Genomic DNA, 18,260 nt, shown 5'->3' on the forward strand with positions numbered 1-18,260 from the left:
AATAGTTGAAAAATAATATGCTAAAATTTATCTTTACCAAACAATTTTATCACTCTTTTCTCTTAACCTAATATTAGTAGCAATATTATTATCAATAGTAAAAGAATAAAAACTGCTCCAATAACTCCTTAATTCTAGGCAACTAATGGTAAGTTGTTAGATATCATAAGAATACGTTTTTAACTAATCTAATTATTTTAGAAAAATGATAATTCAATTTTTGTTGTAATAAACCAAATAAATCAATTACTTTTGCAGCTTCTAAAAAAATACGGAATATGAAATCTATTAGAAATATAGCAATTATAGCCCACGTTGATCACGGTAAAACTACGTTGGTTGATAAAATTATCGATCAAGCTCACATTTTAGATGAGCGTAAAGTTAGAACTGATCTACTCTTAGATAATAATGATTTAGAGCGTGAGCGAGGAATTACTATTTTATCTAAAAACGTTTCAATCAATTATAAGGGTGTAAAAATAAATATTATTGATACCCCTGGTCACGCCGATTTTGGTGGTGAAGTTGAACGTGTATTAAAAATGGCAGATGGTGTTTTACTATTAGTTGATGCTTTTGAGGGACCAATGCCACAAACGCGTTTTGTTTTAGGTAAGGCTCTAGAGCTAGGGTTAACTCCAATTGTTGTTGTTAATAAAGTTGACAAACCAAACTGTACACCAGATATAGTGCACGAAAAAGTTTTCGATTTAATGTTTGCATTAGATGCTACAGAGCAACAATTAGAATTTGATACTATTTATGGTTCTGCAAAAAATGGTTGGATGAGTAGAGATTGGAAAGATGAAACTACAGATATAGTTCCTCTTTTAGACTCTATATTAGAAAATATTCCTGAAGCTCCTTATAAAGAGGGTACAGTTCAGATGCAAATAACATCGTTAGATTTTACATCTTTTGTTGGTAGAATTGCAATTGGACGTGTTTTTAGGGGTGATTTAGAAGAAGGAAAAGATTATATGTTGTGTAAAGCTGACGGAAGCTTTAAAAAAGTACGAATTAAAGAATTACACACATTTGAAGGCTTAGGAAAAGATAGAACTTCTAAAGTTAGAAGTGGAGATATTTGTGCAATTACAGGGATTGAAGGATTTGACATTGGAGATACCATTGCTGATATTGAAAATCCTGAAGCTTTACCGAGATTAAAAGTAGATGAACCTACTATGAGTATGTTATTTACCATTAATAATTCTCCTTTTTATGGTAAAGAAGGTAAATATGTAACTTCTCGTCATTTAAGAGATAGATTATATAAAGAAACCGAAAAGAACTTGGCACTTAGAGTTGAAGATACAGATACAGAAGAAAAATTCAATGTTTATGGACGTGGAATTTTGCATTTATCCGTACTTATTGAAACAATGCGAAGAGAAGGTTACGAATTACAAGTTGGGCGTCCGCAAGTTATTATTAAAGAAATTGATGGTGTTAAATGCGAGCCTTATGAAACGTTAGTAATTAATGTTCCTGAAGAATCTGCAAGTAAAGCAATTAACCTTGTAAGTTTAAGAAAAGGAGATTTATTAGTAATGGAACCAAAAGGAGACTTACAACATTTAGAATTTGATATTCCTTCTAGAGGTTTAATTGGATTACGTAATAAAATTTTAACAGCTACTCAAGGTGAAGCTATTATTAATCATAGATTACGTGGCTTTGATGCTTATAAAGGAGAAATTGCAACTTCCAATAATGGTGCTATTATTTCTGCAGAAACGGGTAAAGCAACAGCTTATTCTATAGATAAATTACAAGATAGAGGTAAGTTTTTTATCGATCCTAATCAAGATATTTATAAAGGTCAGATTGTTGGAGAAAACAATAAACAAGAAGATATGGCTGTTAATTTAATTAAAGGTAAAAAATTAACAAACGTTCGTAAATCTGGAACTGATGATAGTGTTAAAATTGCTCCAAAAATTGATTATTCTTTAGAAGAATGTATGGAATATATTAAAGAGGATGAATATTTAGAAATAACACCTCAAAGTTTACGTATGCGTAAAATAGCATTCAGATAAATACTTATTTATAACTTTTAAAAAAACGCTTTCAAAAATTGAAAGCGTTTTTTTTTAATTTTTTTGAATCTAAAAAATAGGTGTAATTAATTACCTATAAAAGTACAAATAGTTACTTATTTATTTTAATATTCTTTTTTTAATTGCATCATTAGCAAACCAAACAAGAAATAAAGCAATTACTATAGTTACTAAAGGTAAAATAACTCTAATTCCAGTTAAAGCAACAAATTCTTGAATAAAAAAATTATAAACAACTTGCACAACAACCGTTACAAAAGACAATAAAAACATTGGTTTTGCCCATTTTTTCTTTAAAACTAATGCAAGAGCTCCTAAAAAACCAGAAAATACTGCAATTGCAAATGCTGCAGTAACCCAAACAGGTACATTTGCGAAATAAGCCTGTTCATTTTCCGACAATAATAACAGTGCTTCATTTGTCATGTAGGCTTGATTTAAATATACTACTACACCCATTATATTCCAAAATAAGGCGATACTACTTACTATCCAAAAGGTTGTATTAGGTTTTGTTGTTGAATTTGACATAATATAAATTATTAAGATTAGTTAAAAGCTATAAATCTATGCACAAATTAGTATAATTATTAAAGTTAACCAAATTTTAATCGATTGAAAATCAATGTAAAGTGCCATAAATTATGTTCGTGTCATTTAATTATTTATTAGAAATGGATTAAAAATAATTAACCTTAGTGGAATTCTTTATTGAGATTTCCTTGTTTAAATCTTCCATTTTAAAATATTTTATATCAATATTTTAACGTGTCATATAATAAATTAAATAGGAAATGTTATATTTGCAAAAGTTTTCATTATATTATTGCATATAATTTAAACAAGTCATTTAAATATCTTCAGTTGTATTTTGTAAATCAATTTCAAAAATTGTTTTCATAAAAAAATAATTTTAATTCAAATGACAACCTTAACTGTTTAGGGAAAAACAGATAAAACAAATAAAATTTAACATAAATAATTAATGGCAGGATCACAAGAAACATTTGGTAAAAAAGAAAGAGAGAAGAAAAGATTAAAGAAAAAGAAAGATAAACTTTTAAGAAAAGAAGAGCGTAAAGCAAGTGGACAAGACAACCTGTTTGTATATGTTGACGAGTTTGGGCAGTTGACAGATACGCCACCAGATCCATCCAAAAAAATTAAAGTTGATGTAGAAAGCATTGAAATAGGCATTCCTAAAAAAGAAGATAGAGAAGAAGAAGCTCCTGTTGACAGACAAGGAAAAGTTTCATTCTTTGATACTTCAAAAGGTTTTGGTTTTATTATTGATTCCAATTCACAAGAAAAGTTTTTTGTTCACGTAAGTGGTGTTTTAGAAGAAATTGCTGAAAATGATAAAGTTACTTTTGAACTTGAAAAAGGTTTAAAAGGGATGAATGCTGTACGCGTTAAAAAAATATAATTTTAAAATAAATACTCTTTTAAAAGCTACTTTTTTGAGTAGCTTTTTTATTGATTAAAATAATTGGATATACTGGTATTTTTTAAAAGTATATTTACAAGCAAATAAAAAAACATGTCAACATTTTTAGAATTAGGAGTTCATAAAGAGTTTATAAAGGGTTTAAAAGAACTTGGTATAAAAACACCTACAGAAGTACAAATAGCAACCATCCCAGTTTTATTAAAATCTAAGACTGATTTAATAGGTTTAGCACAAACAGGAACAGGTAAAACAGCAGCTTTTGGGTTGCCGATTTTACAAGCTATAGATTCTAATGCTGAAAATATTCAGTCCTTGATTTTAGCGCCTACAAGAGAATTAGCGCAACAAATAAAAAAACAACTTTTTAAATACACTAAATATTTAGATTCTAAAATTTTTATTGAAGCCGTTTATGGTGGTGAAAAAATTGAGCGTCAGATTAGCAATTTAAAAAGAACCACCCACGTGGTAGTAGCAACCCCTGGAAGGTTGATAGATTTAATTGAAAAAGGTGAAATAGATTTGAGCAAGGTATCAACCTTGGTATTAGATGAAGCTGACGAAATGCTGAGCATGGGTTTTAAACAAGACTTAAATAGAATTTTAAAATATACTGGGAAAAAGAAAAATACATGGTTGTTTTCGGCTACAATGCCAGAAGAAATTCAACAAATTATTAAAACATATATGGCTGCAGATGCCATAAAAATTGCTGTCAATAAAAATTCTTTAGTGAATGCGAATATTACGCATCACTATATTAAAACAACTATTAAAGAGAAACCAGAATTATTAATTAAAATTTTAGAACGAAGAGCCAACGATAGAGGTATTATTTTTTGTAGAACAAAAGCAGGCACACAAAATTTAACAGCTTTTTTAAAAGAAGAAGGTTTTTCGGTAGATGCTTTAGAGGGAGACATGCAACAAAGAGACCGTGAAAAAGTTATGCGAGCTTTTAAAAACAGAAGCTTACAAGTTTTAATTTCTACAGATGTTTCTGCTCGGGGTATTGATGTTAGTAACTTAGGCTTTGTAATTCACCATCAATTACCAGAACAATTAGAATATTACACCCATAGAAGTGGAAGAACGGCCAGAGCAGGAAAAGCAGGTTTTTCAATTGCGCTTATTTTACCAAATGAGTTACAAAAAATTATAGATCTTCAAAAATCTTTAGGAATTAAATTTGTTGAAATCTCTATATAGCTTTAATAAAATACATAGCATATAAACAATAACAATCAATTTAGTACTGATGCTTTTCTAAAGGCAAGAATCAATTAGAATGAATTTATTTCCAATAGCAAAAAAAACTTTTATTGAAATAATAAATTGAATGTTTTTTTGTTTAAAATATTCAATTTAAATTATAACTACTTACAAAATATAGCATTCTTTATAAATTTCATATTATTTTAAAGATTCTTTAAGAAAAATAGTACTTTTAAGATTTATAAAAAGTATTTCTTAATGAAACATATTTCTTTACTACTATTTTTATGTACATCCATTTTTGGGTTTGCACAAAATTCTAATAAAAACACTTTAAAAAATCAATCTGAAGTTATAACACAAGGTCCAGAAAATGGGACCTTATTAATTGTTGGTGGTGCTGCATCTAACTATTTTTATGAAGTATTTATGAACCTTGTTGGAGGAGAAAATGAACTAATTGTCGTAATTCCAACCGCTGGTACAAGTGAAGAAATTTCAAAAGAAGATTTAAATAATTTTAAAAATAGCTTTATTAAAAAGGGGTTTAAAAATGTAATTGTTTTACATACGCACAATCCAGAAGAAGCCAATAAAGATGAATTTATACAACCTTTAAAAAAGGCAAAAGGTGTTTGGTTTAGTGGGGGAAGGCAATGGAGATTAGCTGATTCGTATTTAAATACAAAAACGCACGAAGCATTTAAAGCACTTTTAAAAAGAGGAGGAGTAATTGCTGGAAGTTCTGCAGGTGCTACCATACAAGGGTCTTATTTGGCGCGTGGAGATACAAAAACCAATACAATTATGATGGGAGATCACGAAGAGGGGTTAAATTTTTTAACAAATGTGGCAATTGATCAACATTTACTAGCAAGAAACCGACAGTTTGATATGTTTAATATTTTGAACCATCGTCCAGAGTTATTGGGAATTGGTTTAGATGAAGATACAGGAATTATTGTTACTAATAATACTTTTAAGGTTATTGGAAAAAGTTATGTAGCTATATACGATGGAACTAGATGGATAAAAGATAAAAATGAAATTATAAAGTTGCCAAAAGGTAGCAGAGATTTTTATTTTCTTAAAAAAGGAGATAAATACAATTTAAATAAACGTAGAATTATTAGAGATTAAAACTATAAAATAAGGGAAAAATTATGAGAAAAATACTAATTATTGGTTTACTGATAAGTACAATAACAACTTCTTTTGCACAAAAAAAAGTGTTAGATCATAAAGATTTTGACAGTTGGAATGCTGTGAAAAATCAAAAAATATCAGTGGATGGAAATACTATTATGTATTTAGTTGAAAAAGGTGAAAAGGACAGTCATCTTAAAATTAAAAACAATAAAGGTCAACTTATTTTTGAACACGAAAGAGCTGAAAAACCAGTGTTTACAAATAATACTAAAGTAGCCATTTTCACAGTAAAACCATGGAAAGACAGTATTAAAGAATTAAAACGAAATAAGGTTAAAAAGGATAAATTACCAAAAGACACCTTGGCTATATACAATCTTCAAACTAATTCGTTTTCAAAAATAGCACATGTAAAATCTTATAAAACTCCAGAAAAATGGGACGGTTATATAGCCTATTTACTTGAAGAAATTAAGGCTGTAAAAAAAGAAAAAGATTCTTCTGAAAACGATACGATAAAAAGAGAACCTAAGGACAAGAAAAAGGAGAAAATAAAAAAAGTGGGAAAAGACAATGGCTATCATTTAGTTTTAAGAGATCTAAATACCACTAAACAAGATACTTTTAAATTTGTTACAAATTATATTTTCGCTAAAGAAGGAAAACAATTGGCCTTTATAACAACAGGCGTAGATTCTAAAGTAAATGCAGGGGTTTATGTATATAATTTAGAGAATAAACAGTTAACTCCTGTTTTTGAAGCTAATGATAAAACTAAATATTACCAGTTAAATTTTAGTGATTCAGGTAAAAATTTAGGATTTGTTGCGGATTTAGATACTACAAAAGTTCAAGTTAGACCAAATGAATTGTTCCATTGGACTAAAGGTAAACCTAAAGCTCAAAAATTACTAGACCCTGCAACTGCACCAAAAGGTTATAGAGTTTCTTCAGAAGGAAACATATATTTTTCAAAAGATGAAACCAAACTATATTTTGGATTAGCAAAACCTCCAATTGTAAAAGATACTACATTATTAGATGAAGAGATTGTAAACGTAGAAGTTTGGACTTATGATGAACCTAGGTTGTACACAGTTCAGGAATTACAAGTAAAAAACGATGCTAAAAAATCGTATGTAACTGCAATTCATTTAGCAAATAATAAATTAGTGCAATTAGGTTCTGAAGAGTATCCTTCTACTCAAATTGGAAACGAAGGAAATGCTGAATTTGCGTTGCTTAGTAATCCAGAACCATATCTTTTGGAAAGTCAGTGGACAGGAAATTCTGCACGTGATTATGCAATTGTAAACATAAATACTGGAAATATTACTGAAATATTAAGTAAAATTAGCGGACGTGTTCGTTTAAGTCCTAATGCTAAATATGCCTATGGATACAATACTGTTGATAGTACTTGGTTTACAGTTAATTTAGCTTCAAAAAAAATAACAAACCTTACAAAAGGAAAGGGTTTTTATGATGAATTGAATGATTCTCCAGTAAATCCAAGATCATATGGAGCTGCAGGTTGGATAGAAAATGATGCCTCAATTCTGTTGTATGATAGATTTGATATTTGGCAGTTTAATCCTGAAAATGGTTCTAGTAAAAAATTAACAAACGGACGTGCTTCTAAAACTAGTTATAGATACATTGAATTAGACAGAGAAGAACGTTTTTTAAATAGAAACGAAAAATGGTTGTTCTCTACGTTTAATGAAACAAATAAACATTCAGGTTATTTTGAATTCAATCCTAAAAACAATAAAGGAAAACAATTAATTTCTGATGCTTTTAGATTTTCTCAACCCTTAAAGGCAAAAGAAACAAAAGATGTAATTTTTACAAAACAAAGTTTTAAGGTTTATCCAGATATTGTTTATTCTGATTTGAGTTTTAAAAAACAAACTAAAATTAGTAATGCAAATCCACAACAAAGTGAATACAATTGGGGAACAGCTGAGTTGGTACATTGGACATCTTTAGATGGTGATGCATTAACTGGAATGTTAATAAAACCAGAAAATTTTGATCCTTCAAAAAAATATCCAATGATTGTTAACTTTTATGAAAAAAGCTCCGATGGACTTTTTAATCATAAAGCGCCATCACCGGGAAGATCTACTATAAGCTACAGTTTTTATGCCAGTAGAGGCTATTTAATTTTTAATCCAGATGTTAATTATAGAATTGGATACCCTGGAGAAAGTGCCTACAGCTGTGTAATTCCTGGAGTTACTTCACTTATTGAAAAAGGTTTTGTTGATAAAGATAATATTGGAGTGCAAGGGCATAGTTGGGGAGGTTATCAAATAGCTTATTTGGTTACAAAAACCGATATTTTTAAAGCAGCAGAATCGGGTGCTCCCGTTGCAAATATGATTAGTGCTTATGGCGGAATTAGATGGTGGACAGGTTTAAGTAGGCAATTTCAATACGAGCATACGCAAAGTCGAATAGGAGGTACCCCTTGGGAATATCCAGCACGTTATGTAGAAAATTCTCCAATTTTTAATATTGACAAAATTAATACACCACTATTAATTATGCATAATGATGCAGATGGACACGTGCCTTGGTATCAAGGAATAGAGTTTTTTGTTTCATTAAGAAGATTGGGAAAACCATCTTGGTTTCTAAATTATAATGAAGAACCACATTGGCCTTTAAAAATGCAAAATAGAAAGGATTTTAATATTCGTATGCAACAGTTTTTTGATCATTACTTAAAAAGTGCTCCAATGCCAGTTTGGATGAAAAGAGGAGTTCCTGCTATTGAAAAAGGGATTAATCAAGGGTATGAGCTAATTCCTACAACTGATTAATTTTTTAATATATTTAAATGAAAACAGCTTCAGTAAAAGAATTAAAAACAGAATTAAAAGATTGTTCAAATTCAGAATTGGTTGAGCTTGTTTTAAGGCTTTCAAAATTTAAAAAAGAAAATAAAGAGCTATTAACATACTTGTTATATATGGCATCTGATGAAGATGCCTATATTTCAGGTATTAAAATTGAAGTTGAGCAATTATTTAAAGAAATAAATACTTCTAGTTATTATTTTATGAGAAAAAGTATTCGTAAAATCTTACGGATTGTTAAAACTTATATACGGTATTCAAAGAAGAAGGAAACAGAAGTTGAATTATTACTTTATTTTTGTAAACAACTAAAAGGTTTAAGACCGTTAATTGTGCGAAATACAACGCTTAAAAACCTATTTGAAAGACAGGTTTTATCTATTGAAAAAATGGTATCAACGTTACACGAAGATTTACAATACGATTTTGCTGTTGAGCTTCAAAAATTAAAGAATTAAATCAGAAAAATACACCGTTGAAAAAAAAATTTCATAAAAAAGTTGCATTCACACTAATAAAGGCTGTATTTTTGTGAGTTTTTAAATTACAAATGTGACCTTAACTACTACAGACTTAGAAGAAAAAAAAACTGGTAAAGAATTATATAATTATCAGAAAGAAGCAATTACAAAAATTTTCAAAAGATTTGAAGAAGCTCCTGATGATTATCATTTGCTTTTTCAATTGCCTACTGGAGGTGGAAAAACTGTAATTTTTTCTGAATTAGTGCGTCAATACTTAAAGCACCACAATAAAAAAGTATTAATTCTTACCCATAGAATAGAACTTTGCAAGCAAACCTGCTCCATGCTATCAGACTTTGGTGTTATAAATAAAGTAATAGATAGCAAAGCTAATTTAGACGATCATAGAGATTATTCTTGCTATGTTGCAATGGTAGAAACTTTAAACAATAGGCTAAATGATAATAAATTAGATATTTCGGATATAGGCTTGGTAATAATAGATGAAGCTCATTATAATTCTTTTACAAAACTATTTAAATTTTTTGAAAAATCTTTTATACTAGGTGTTACGGCAACACCCTTAAGTTCTAATATTCAGTTACCTATGACTGATAATTATGAAGAATTAATTATTGGTGAATCTATAGAGACGCTGATAAAAAACAATTTTTTAGCCAAAGCAAAGACATACTCATACAACGTTGGATTAACTTCCTTAGTTGTTGGAATTAATGGAGATTATACCGTAAAATCTTCTGATGATTTGTATACGAATAGTGAAATGTTAGGAAAATTAGTAAGAGCCTATGAAGAACGATCTTTAGGTAAAAAAACATTAATCTTCAATAACGGAATTAACACTTCAATAAATGTTTTTGAAGCATTTAAAATGGCAGGTTATCCTATTATGCACTTAGATAATACGGCTACAAAAAGAGAGCGTGAATTTATATTAAGATGGTTTAAAAAAACTCCCAATGCAATTTTAACTTCAGTAAGTATTTTAACAACTGGATTTGATGAACCAACAGTTGATACCATTATTTTAAATAGAGCTACCAGATCTTTAACATTATATTATCAAATGATTGGTAGAGGATCTAGAATATTAAAAGATAAAACATCTTTTAATGTGATAGATTTAGGAAATAATATCCACCGATTTGGAATGTGGGGAGCACAAGTAAATTGGCAAAAAATATTTAAATACCCTAGTTATTATTTAGATAATTTATTAAATGATGAAGATTTAGAAGATAATTTTAGGTATGAAATGCCAGAAGAGTTAAGAGTTAAATTTTCTAAAACAGAAGATGTATTTTTTAATGTTAAGAAAGTATATACAGAAGCCATAAAAATTGGAGAATCTTCTAAAGTTGTATTATCTCGTTCTATAGAACAACACGCTAGAATTTGTATTGAAAATAGCGAAGATGTATACGATGCTTTAATATTGGCTAAGTTATTAGGAGACGATATAGATTACAGAATTCAGCAATATTTAAAGTGCATTTGTAAAAGCACAAATAGTTTTACAGATTGGCTAAAAGACGATTATAGGCAAAAGTTAAGAACCTATTTACTTGCCAATTTTGATAGTGTTTTTGAAGAAATTCATGGATACCCGCCAGAAGATTAACCTTTTTTATATAAAAAATGTATAAGATACTTCAAAGTATTATATAAAAAATAACTAATTTTAAATAGAGCATTAAAATTTCCAATTTATTAAGACTTTTTTTTAGTAATATTGGCTTCATAAAAAAGCTTAGGCTTTACATATTTTTTAATACATGAAATCGAATAGCAAAGTACTAGTAATTCTAGCTTTTTTTTCAATTTATATAATTTGGGGATCAACTTATTTATTAAATAAAATTGCTGTAACTGAATTACCTCCTTTTATGTTGGCTTCAATCCGTTTTTTATCTGCGGCAATCTTGATTTTTATAATTGCTAAAATATCTGGGATTAAAACCTCCATTACACGTAAGCAGCTTTTAAATTGCACAATTGCGGGATTTTTATTTTTAACTTTTGGAAATGGAGTAGTGGTTTGGGCTTTAAAATTTGTTGACAGTGGTTTTGCGGCACTTGAAATATCGGCGCAGCCATTAGTTGTATTAATTTTAATGTTAATACTGCAAGGAAAAAAAATTCAACCAATGTCTATTATTGGAGTTATATTAGGAAGTATTGGTATTTATTTATTGGTGAGTCAGAAAGAATTAATACATCAAGAAGATTCTATTAAAGGGATGTTAATGATATTTGCTGGAATGGTAAGTTGGAGCTATGGAAGTATATTTGTAGCCAAGGCAGATTTACCTGCGAATTTCTTTGTAAATACAGGTTATCAAATGTTAATGGGTGGTTTAATGTTATGTATTGCTAGTATTAGTTTTGGAGAAGAATGGATCGCAATTGCTAATTGGAGCACATCTATACAATTATCAATGGTTGGTTTAATAATTTTTGGAAGTATAGTTGCCTTTACCTCTTTTAATTATTTACTAAGAGCAGTTTCTCCAGAAAAAGTTGCCACATCTACGTATGTAAATCCTATAATTGCTTTACTGCTCGGTTGGTTTTTTTTAAACGAACAAATTACGCTACAATCAATAATTGCAGCTGCAATTCTTTTAACGGGTGTTTTCTTTATTAATACTAAGAAGAAATTGGTGCTATTTTCAAGGTTTAAAAAGCAATAAACTTGTAGAACGCGATTAATAACATTTTTTTAGTATATTTAACATATTGTAATTAACTAATATTCAATTATTTAATACTAAATACTCTTTTAAAGATTGTATATATTAGGAATTTATGAGTACTAACTAATTAAACTTTACATTATGAAAAAACTAATTTTATTAAGTCTTACAATCGTATTATTTGCATCTTGTCAAGAAAAAGCCGCAAAGCGTTACACACAAAATTCGCCTGAAATTGAGGTTTTAAAATCTGTAATTAAAGATTACAATACTAAGAATTGGGAAGGTTTGGTAAGTCACTATGCAGATACTTCAAAAACCTTCTTTAATACTGTTGATAAACCATTTGCTTCTAAAAAGCTTGCAGAATATCATACTCAAAATGATGTAAACTATTCAAAAAGAGGATTTATTGACGAAGGTCAAGAATATGAAATGGTTTTAACAGATGATGGTAAAACTTGGGTGAATTTTTGGGGAACTTGGAAAGGAACTTTAATTGGAAACAATAAAGAAATAACCTTAGCAGTTCACTTAACAGCCCAATTTATTGATAATAAAATTGTTCAAGACCACGGATATTGGGACGCTTCAGAAGTTGTTTTAAGCCTTCAAGAAATTGAAGCAGCCAAAAATATGATTGAAGAGGTTGAAGAAGAATAAAATTTAAAGGGTATTCTAAACTCAATTAAAAATTAATTAACAACTGTCTTAAAATGCATAGTGTGTTTAAAAATGATATATTTAAATTTATTATATCCATACGGGCTAATATGAACACTTTAACTATTTTAAAAATTAGTAATAATGCATTATAAGACAGTCTAATTATCCTTTTTTAAGCCAAGGTTTCCCCATTTTTAATAATGGTTTATTTGCAACATCATTAATAATTATTCCACCCATCATATACCAAGCTCCTAAGGCACAAATAATTAAAACATAAGCAGCCCAAACAGTTAATTCAGGAAAACCGAAATGTGCTAGATCTAATAGTATAAAACCTATTACTAAAGCTGTAAATGTAAAAGCCATAGCTCCGTGAATAAATAGGGAAGCTATCCAAAGTATTAGTGTTAATAATGTCCATACAATTAAATAGAAACCAACATCAACACCTGTTGAATTGTAAATATTAAAATGATTACAGATCCAGATAACACCTAATCCTATCCAAAAAGCACCATAACTTGTAAATGCTGCAAAACCAAAATTATTTCCCATTTTTTGTTCTAAAAATCCAGCAATCATTTGTGCTAAACCTCCAAAAACAAAACCCATTGCTACAACAGGACCTAATCCAATAAGACCTAAATTATGAAATTGTAGTAGTAATGTTGTTAATCCAAAACCTCCAAGACCAACAACTGCTGGATTTGCTAATTTAATAGTACTCATAGTTATTATATTTTTTAAAAATGAGCACAAATATGTAGCAATAATTTATTTTGGATTATGATTAAAGTCATTGTTAAATTTGATTTAAAATTTCACTATATTTCAAACGATTTCATAAGATATACTTCTTTAAAATTTTATAAAAAAGCACATTTTTTTTTATAAATAATATTGAATTTTTTATAGAAATTAAAGATGTACCAGGAAAATTGGATAGTTTTATATTGTCTTACAAGTTCTACTCTTTTTAAATTCTTACATTTGTCTGTTAAATTTTTAAAATGGTAAATTCTAATAGATATTCTTTAGTAAATCCAAAAAAATCTCCCGTTTTTTATGGTTATGTTGTCCTTTTTTTTGGAATCATAGGTGTTTTAGCAAGTATACCAGGACAAACTGTAGGGGTTTCTGTATTCACAGATCCTGTTAAAGATGCTCTGGGGCTTTCAAGAAATCAGTTTAGCAATGCTTATATGATTGGAACATTATTAAGTTCTTTTTTAGTAACAAAAGCAGGATTTTTATTCGATAAATATGGTGCAAGGTATGTGGCATTTTTTGCAACTGTATTTTTAGGAATTTCATTGTTATTATTTTCAATCTCAGTTAAAATAAGTGAAACTTTTAAATCAATTTTAAATATTGATTCTTGGATAATACCATTTGCTTTAATTACAGTTTTATTCTTTTTTATAAGATTTAGTGGACAAGGAGTTTTAACTATGACTTCTAGAAATATGATTATGATATGGTTTAATAAAAACCGAGGTAAAATTAATGCAATAAGTAGCATAACGGTTTCATTAGGGTTTTCTGCATCACCAATTTTAATCAACCGTTTAATTGATGACTACGGCTGGGAATTAAGTTGGCAAATACTAGCCGTTTGCTTGTTTATTTTTAGCTTCTTTATAATACAATTTTACAGAAACAAACCTGAAGATTTCGATTTAAAACCAGATGGATCAATTACAGATAAAAATAAAGAAACCATTGATATTGAAGAAGTTGAAGATAATTTTACTTTAGCCAGAGCTAAAAAAACAAGAGCTTTTTGGATGTATGGGTTAATTTTAGCATTTAATAGCTTTTTTATTACCGGTTTTACGTTTCATGTGGTATCTATTTTTGCGAGTCAAGATTATACAAAATCTCAGGCTATTGCAGTGTTTTTACCCATTTCTATTATTGCCATTTCTGTAGCAACATTGTGTAATATATTAAGTGATTATATTCAGCATAAAATTTATTTATATATTATGATTGCTAGTGGAATTTTAGCTTCACTAGGATTGTTATTTTTATCTTCATCGTTTGGAATTTATATGTTAATAACAGGTTTAGGGTTGTTAGGAGGTTTATTTTCGGTTGTAAATGCAGTTACTTGGCCTAAATATTATGGAAGAAAATATTTGGGATCTATTACAGGGAAAGTTATGAGTTTTTTGGTAATTGCAAGCGCCATTGCACCAAGTTTATTTAGTTATTGTTTTTCTAATTTCGGTTCTTATAGCAATATTAGTTATATAACATTAGCTTTTTTGTTGTTCTTAATAATTGGGTCTTTTAAAGTTGAAAACCCACAAAAATATTTATAAATTAAAAAGAAGAAAGTAAGCTTTATGATAAAGACATATCTATTCAGTATTTTTAAATTGATATAGATCATTATCTCATTCTAAAACCTAATTTTATATCAAAAAAACCTGACGAGATATGTTGAATAAATTCAACAAATACTGTCAGGCTTTTTATAAAATATTTTAAATTTTATTATTTGATTTCAACGACTTCAAGATCAAAAATTAGTTCTTTACCCGCCAATGGATGATTCCCATCTATAATAACAGTTTCATCTTTAACTTCAACAATCATCAAATTCATTTCTTGTCCATCTTGAGTTTTTGATACAAGTCCCATTCCAACTTGAGGTTCCATATCTTGTGGAAGTTGACTTTTTTGAACTTCATGAATTAATTCTTCACTTGGCTCTCCATAAGCTTCCTCTTTTGCAAGAGTAATTGTTTTTTTCTCATTTAATTTCATATCGATGAGTCCTTTTTCAAAACCAGGAATCAATTGTCCCTGTCCTAAAGTAAACTCTAAAGGTTCTTTACCTTCTGAACTATCAAAAATTTGACCGTCTGATAATTTTCCAGTGTAGTGTACCTTAACCGTGTTGTTTTCTTTAACTTGAATCATAAAATTACTTTTAATTTAAAAAATACATTTTGCATAATTTTTACACGCTTTGTATTTAAATTTAACATTAATTTGTTATTGTACTAAAACCAAGCCAAAAACCAGAAATAGCTTTCAAATAAACTTATTTGACAAATATTCTATATATTATAGCGCTTTATCCATTTAATTATGGGTAATACCTGTTTTATTATAATGTTTAAACCTTTTCTATATACCATAATTAAAAACTGTAATTATGTCAGGTCAAACGTTAAAATTTAGGTTAAGAGATTTGTAAATTAGTGTAAATTGAAAATAGTTTAGGAGATTAAATGCGATTATTTATTGTTAATAAAGTTTAAATCAAGGACGTTAAAATTATTTGCAGCTTTTACCAAAAGGGTAGAACCTATACTTTCAAAGAGTTGGTTTGTTTTTAGAACAAATTCAGCTTGTTTTTCAATTTTATAATTTGGGATTCCAACAACTGTTAAATCAGTTTTTTTAGAATAATCTTCAATAATATTGTAAAAAGGTTTTTGTTCTACGGCATTATTAATAATTTCTATAGCAACTAATACTCTAAGGTCTTCAACCAATTTACGAATTTTGGAGTTTATAATTTCTTGATTAATATTATTATTATTTACAAAAAGTACTCTTATTTTTGTGTTGCTCCAAAGCGGAGAGGCAATTATAAAACGAGCAATATTGAGCATCATTTCGGCATTTTTACTATCGGTTTCTCGCCACCAAAAATCAACTGTTTTATACTTTCCAAACTTCTTTTTTCTGTCAAAATCTAAATACAACAAATTATAATCCAAATGAAGTAACGTTTCTGTCATTTTAGAATATTCTGTTGAATTTTCTAATCCTTTAGGCCAGCCCATCATAATTGTATTTGGTTCAACACCAGAAAAACCATAGGTTGTAGCAATATTAGTAATCCCGTTGTAAATATTGTCAACTTTAACTTGTCTTGCAAAAATACCTAATTCAGCAAAATTATCATTTCTAACAATTTGATCAACTTTCTTTAAGGGTTTTTCATTTTTTTTATCAAGAATCAGTTTAAAATTTGTGACAATACCGGTTCTTCCAGAAACAGTTTTACCTAATTGTAGTAAATACGATTGATGTTTACTTTCGCCGCTAAATAAGATTATATTTGGATTCCAATTGGAATTTTCATCAACATTAGCGTCAATTTTTTTTAAACCTTTGTTTACAACATTTTCCCAGACACTTTGCCAAACATCATTAGATTGCAGTTTAACTTCTTTACGTTGTAGCCAAAAATACAAACCTGCAATAATTGCAAAAGCTGCAAACATTGCTAACATATCTAGCTTAAACATTACAGCAAAACAAGCCATAAAACCTAATAATCCAATCCAACTTTTAATTTTAAAAGATGGTTGAAAGTCTGGATTTGCCCAACTTTCTAAGAAATAGGAAATATTGATAAACCCATATGCCGTTAAATAAAACATAGAAACTATTCGTGCAATTACATCTAATTCACCAATTAAAACACCAGCTTCAGCTATTAAAAAAACCAAAAATAAAGCATTAACGGGTTCATTATTTTTCCCTCTTCCTTTTCTAAAGACCTTAGGAGTTACGTTATCAACAGACATTGCTTGCAAAATTCTTGGTCCTCCAAGAATTCCACCTAAAGCAGAAGAAAGTGTTGCTCCCCAGATTCCTGCAACCACAGCAGGAGCAAAAAGTGCAATTTTCATTAAAATATTATAATCTGTTTTTAGCACATCAGAGCTCACATTTAAAGCTAAATAAATAGCCACTAGTATATAAATAACAAGCCCAGTTCCTATTGCTAGCAAAGTACCTATAGGAATTGATTTTTTCGAATCTTTTAAATCTCCGCTCATTGCAATTCCTGCAGTAAATCCGGTAACAGCAGGGAAAAACACAGCAAAAATAACTTCCAAAGGTACAGCATCTACCGAAGAAAACAATTCAATTGTTTCTGGTTGAAAGTCGGAGTTTCCAAAAAAGATAGCGACTAATGAAATACTTATTGCTGCTAAAATAAAAAACTGAGCTTTTATTGCCACAGATGTACTAATTAAGGCCAAACAGGTAAGTGATAACAGTGCTATTGTTCCTGTTAACCTTAAGTCGTTAATTGTTACTCCAAATCCAAAATATTCATTAAAACTTTCAGCAAAACCAATTAAATATAGTGCAATGGATAATGCTGTACCAATGTATAACGCAATACCTATTGACCCACCAATAGGAATTCCCATACTTCTAGAAAGAATGTAATAAACACCTCCAGCTCCAATTTTTTTATCAGTTGCAATTGAAGATACACTTAAACCCGTTGAAACTGCAATAACATGTGCTAAAATAATAATCATTATAGCACCAATAAGTCCTGCATTTCCAACTACCCAGCCTAAACGCATGTACATTATAACACCTAAAATAGTTAAGATTGATGGTGTAAAAACACCTGCAAATGTTCCAAATTTTTTTCCTTGCATTCAGTTGAATTGAAATTATATTAAAGGTTATTTCAAATTTGAAATAAATATAATTAAACTTATTTTAAAAAAGAAGGAAACCTAAAATCAATATTGACAAATATGTTTTGAGCTTTTTTATTCTTTAAAGATTTAAAATTAGTATGTATGTTATCTGAAATAATTCAGATAACAAAATTCATGAGAACCACTATTGTAGTAGCTGAACAACTGTATGTAAATAATAAA

At 28.8% G+C, this 18,260-nt stretch carries 14 protein-coding genes; 10 read left to right on the forward strand and 4 right to left on the reverse strand.

The genetic code is table 11. The annotated features are described in order from the left end of the window. Positions 1–278 precede the first annotated feature (278 nt). Positions 279–2,048 carry a translational GTPase TypA gene (gene typA, locus IEW75_RS09110; RefSeq protein ID WP_134246780.1) on the forward strand — a complete coding sequence of 590 codons (1,770 nt, stop codon included), beginning with the start codon at positions 279–281 and terminating at the stop codon, positions 2,046–2,048. Between the two features lie 120 nt (positions 2,049–2,168). Here typA and IEW75_RS09115 read toward each other — a convergent pair whose 3' ends face one another. Continuing rightward, the gene (locus tag IEW75_RS09115) at positions 2,169–2,600 is read right to left on the reverse strand and encodes a hypothetical protein (protein ID WP_134246779.1); all 432 of its coding nucleotides are present in this window, start codon (positions 2,598–2,600) and stop codon (positions 2,169–2,171) included. A gap of 454 nt (positions 2,601–3,054) precedes the next feature. Here IEW75_RS09115 and IEW75_RS09120 point away from each other — a divergent pair, with 454 nt between their 5' ends. The 8 genes from IEW75_RS09120 (at position 3,055) to IEW75_RS09155 (ending at position 12,594) form a co-directional block, all read left to right on the forward strand. Next, positions 3,055–3,495, forward strand: coding sequence for a cold-shock protein (locus IEW75_RS09120; protein ID WP_134246778.1), 441 nt, complete (start codon positions 3,055–3,057; stop codon positions 3,493–3,495). Between the two features lie 114 nt (positions 3,496–3,609). Further along, the gene (locus IEW75_RS09125; RefSeq protein ID WP_134246777.1) at positions 3,610–4,728 is read left to right on the forward strand and encodes a DEAD/DEAH box helicase; all 1,119 of its coding nucleotides are present in this window, start codon (positions 3,610–3,612) and stop codon (positions 4,726–4,728) included. Between the two features lie 264 nt (positions 4,729–4,992). Further along, entirely contained in the window at positions 4,993–5,874 is an 882-nt protein-coding gene (locus IEW75_RS09130; protein WP_134246776.1) for a cyanophycinase, read from the forward strand. Positions 5,875–5,897: 23 nt separating this feature from the next. Next, positions 5,898–8,714 carry an alpha/beta hydrolase family protein gene (locus tag IEW75_RS09135; protein WP_134246775.1) on the forward strand — a complete coding sequence of 939 codons (2,817 nt, stop codon included), beginning with the start codon at positions 5,898–5,900 and terminating at the stop codon, positions 8,712–8,714. 17 nt (positions 8,715–8,731) lie between these two features. Then, on the forward strand, positions 8,732–9,208 hold the full coding sequence (locus IEW75_RS09140) for a hypothetical protein (protein WP_134246774.1): 477 nt from the start codon (positions 8,732–8,734) through the stop codon (positions 9,206–9,208). A 94-nt stretch (positions 9,209–9,302) separates the two neighbouring features. Next, on the forward strand, positions 9,303–10,856 hold the full coding sequence (locus tag IEW75_RS09145; protein WP_134246773.1) for a DEAD/DEAH box helicase: 1,554 nt from the start codon (positions 9,303–9,305) through the stop codon (positions 10,854–10,856). 154 nt (positions 10,857–11,010) lie between these two features. Continuing rightward, positions 11,011–11,928, forward strand: coding sequence for an EamA family transporter (locus tag IEW75_RS09150; RefSeq protein WP_134246772.1), 918 nt, complete (start codon positions 11,011–11,013; stop codon positions 11,926–11,928). A 144-nt stretch (positions 11,929–12,072) separates the two neighbouring features. Beyond that, positions 12,073–12,594 carry a nuclear transport factor 2 family protein gene (locus IEW75_RS09155; protein WP_134246771.1) on the forward strand — a complete coding sequence of 174 codons (522 nt, stop codon included), beginning with the start codon at positions 12,073–12,075 and terminating at the stop codon, positions 12,592–12,594. 165 nt (positions 12,595–12,759) lie between these two features. On the opposite strand, the gene IEW75_RS09160 is transcribed toward IEW75_RS09155, so the two are convergent. Next, positions 12,760–13,329 (reverse strand): acetate uptake transporter, encoded by a 570-nt coding sequence (locus IEW75_RS09160; RefSeq protein WP_134246770.1) that lies wholly within the window; start codon positions 13,327–13,329, stop codon positions 12,760–12,762. 281 nt (positions 13,330–13,610) lie between these two features. Here IEW75_RS09160 and IEW75_RS09165 point away from each other — a divergent pair, with 281 nt between their 5' ends. After that, positions 13,611–14,927, forward strand: coding sequence for an MFS transporter (locus IEW75_RS09165; protein ID WP_134246769.1), 1,317 nt, complete (start codon positions 13,611–13,613; stop codon positions 14,925–14,927). Positions 14,928–15,102: 175 nt separating this feature from the next. On the opposite strand, the gene IEW75_RS09170 is transcribed toward IEW75_RS09165, so the two are convergent. Both IEW75_RS09170 and IEW75_RS09175 read right to left on the reverse strand, forming a co-directional pair. Next, complete coding sequence (locus tag IEW75_RS09170) at positions 15,103–15,531, reverse strand: FKBP-type peptidyl-prolyl cis-trans isomerase (RefSeq protein WP_134246768.1); 429 nt, start codon at positions 15,529–15,531, stop codon at positions 15,103–15,105. A gap of 320 nt (positions 15,532–15,851) precedes the next feature. Beyond that, positions 15,852–18,032 (reverse strand): amino acid permease, encoded by a 2,181-nt coding sequence (locus IEW75_RS09175; RefSeq protein WP_134246767.1) that lies wholly within the window; start codon positions 18,030–18,032, stop codon positions 15,852–15,854. Positions 18,033–18,260: the final 228 nt, after the last annotated feature.

The sequence above is a fragment of the Lutibacter litoralis genome (assembly GCF_014646675.1).
Classification (GTDB): domain Bacteria; phylum Bacteroidota; class Bacteroidia; order Flavobacteriales; family Flavobacteriaceae; genus Lutibacter; species Lutibacter litoralis.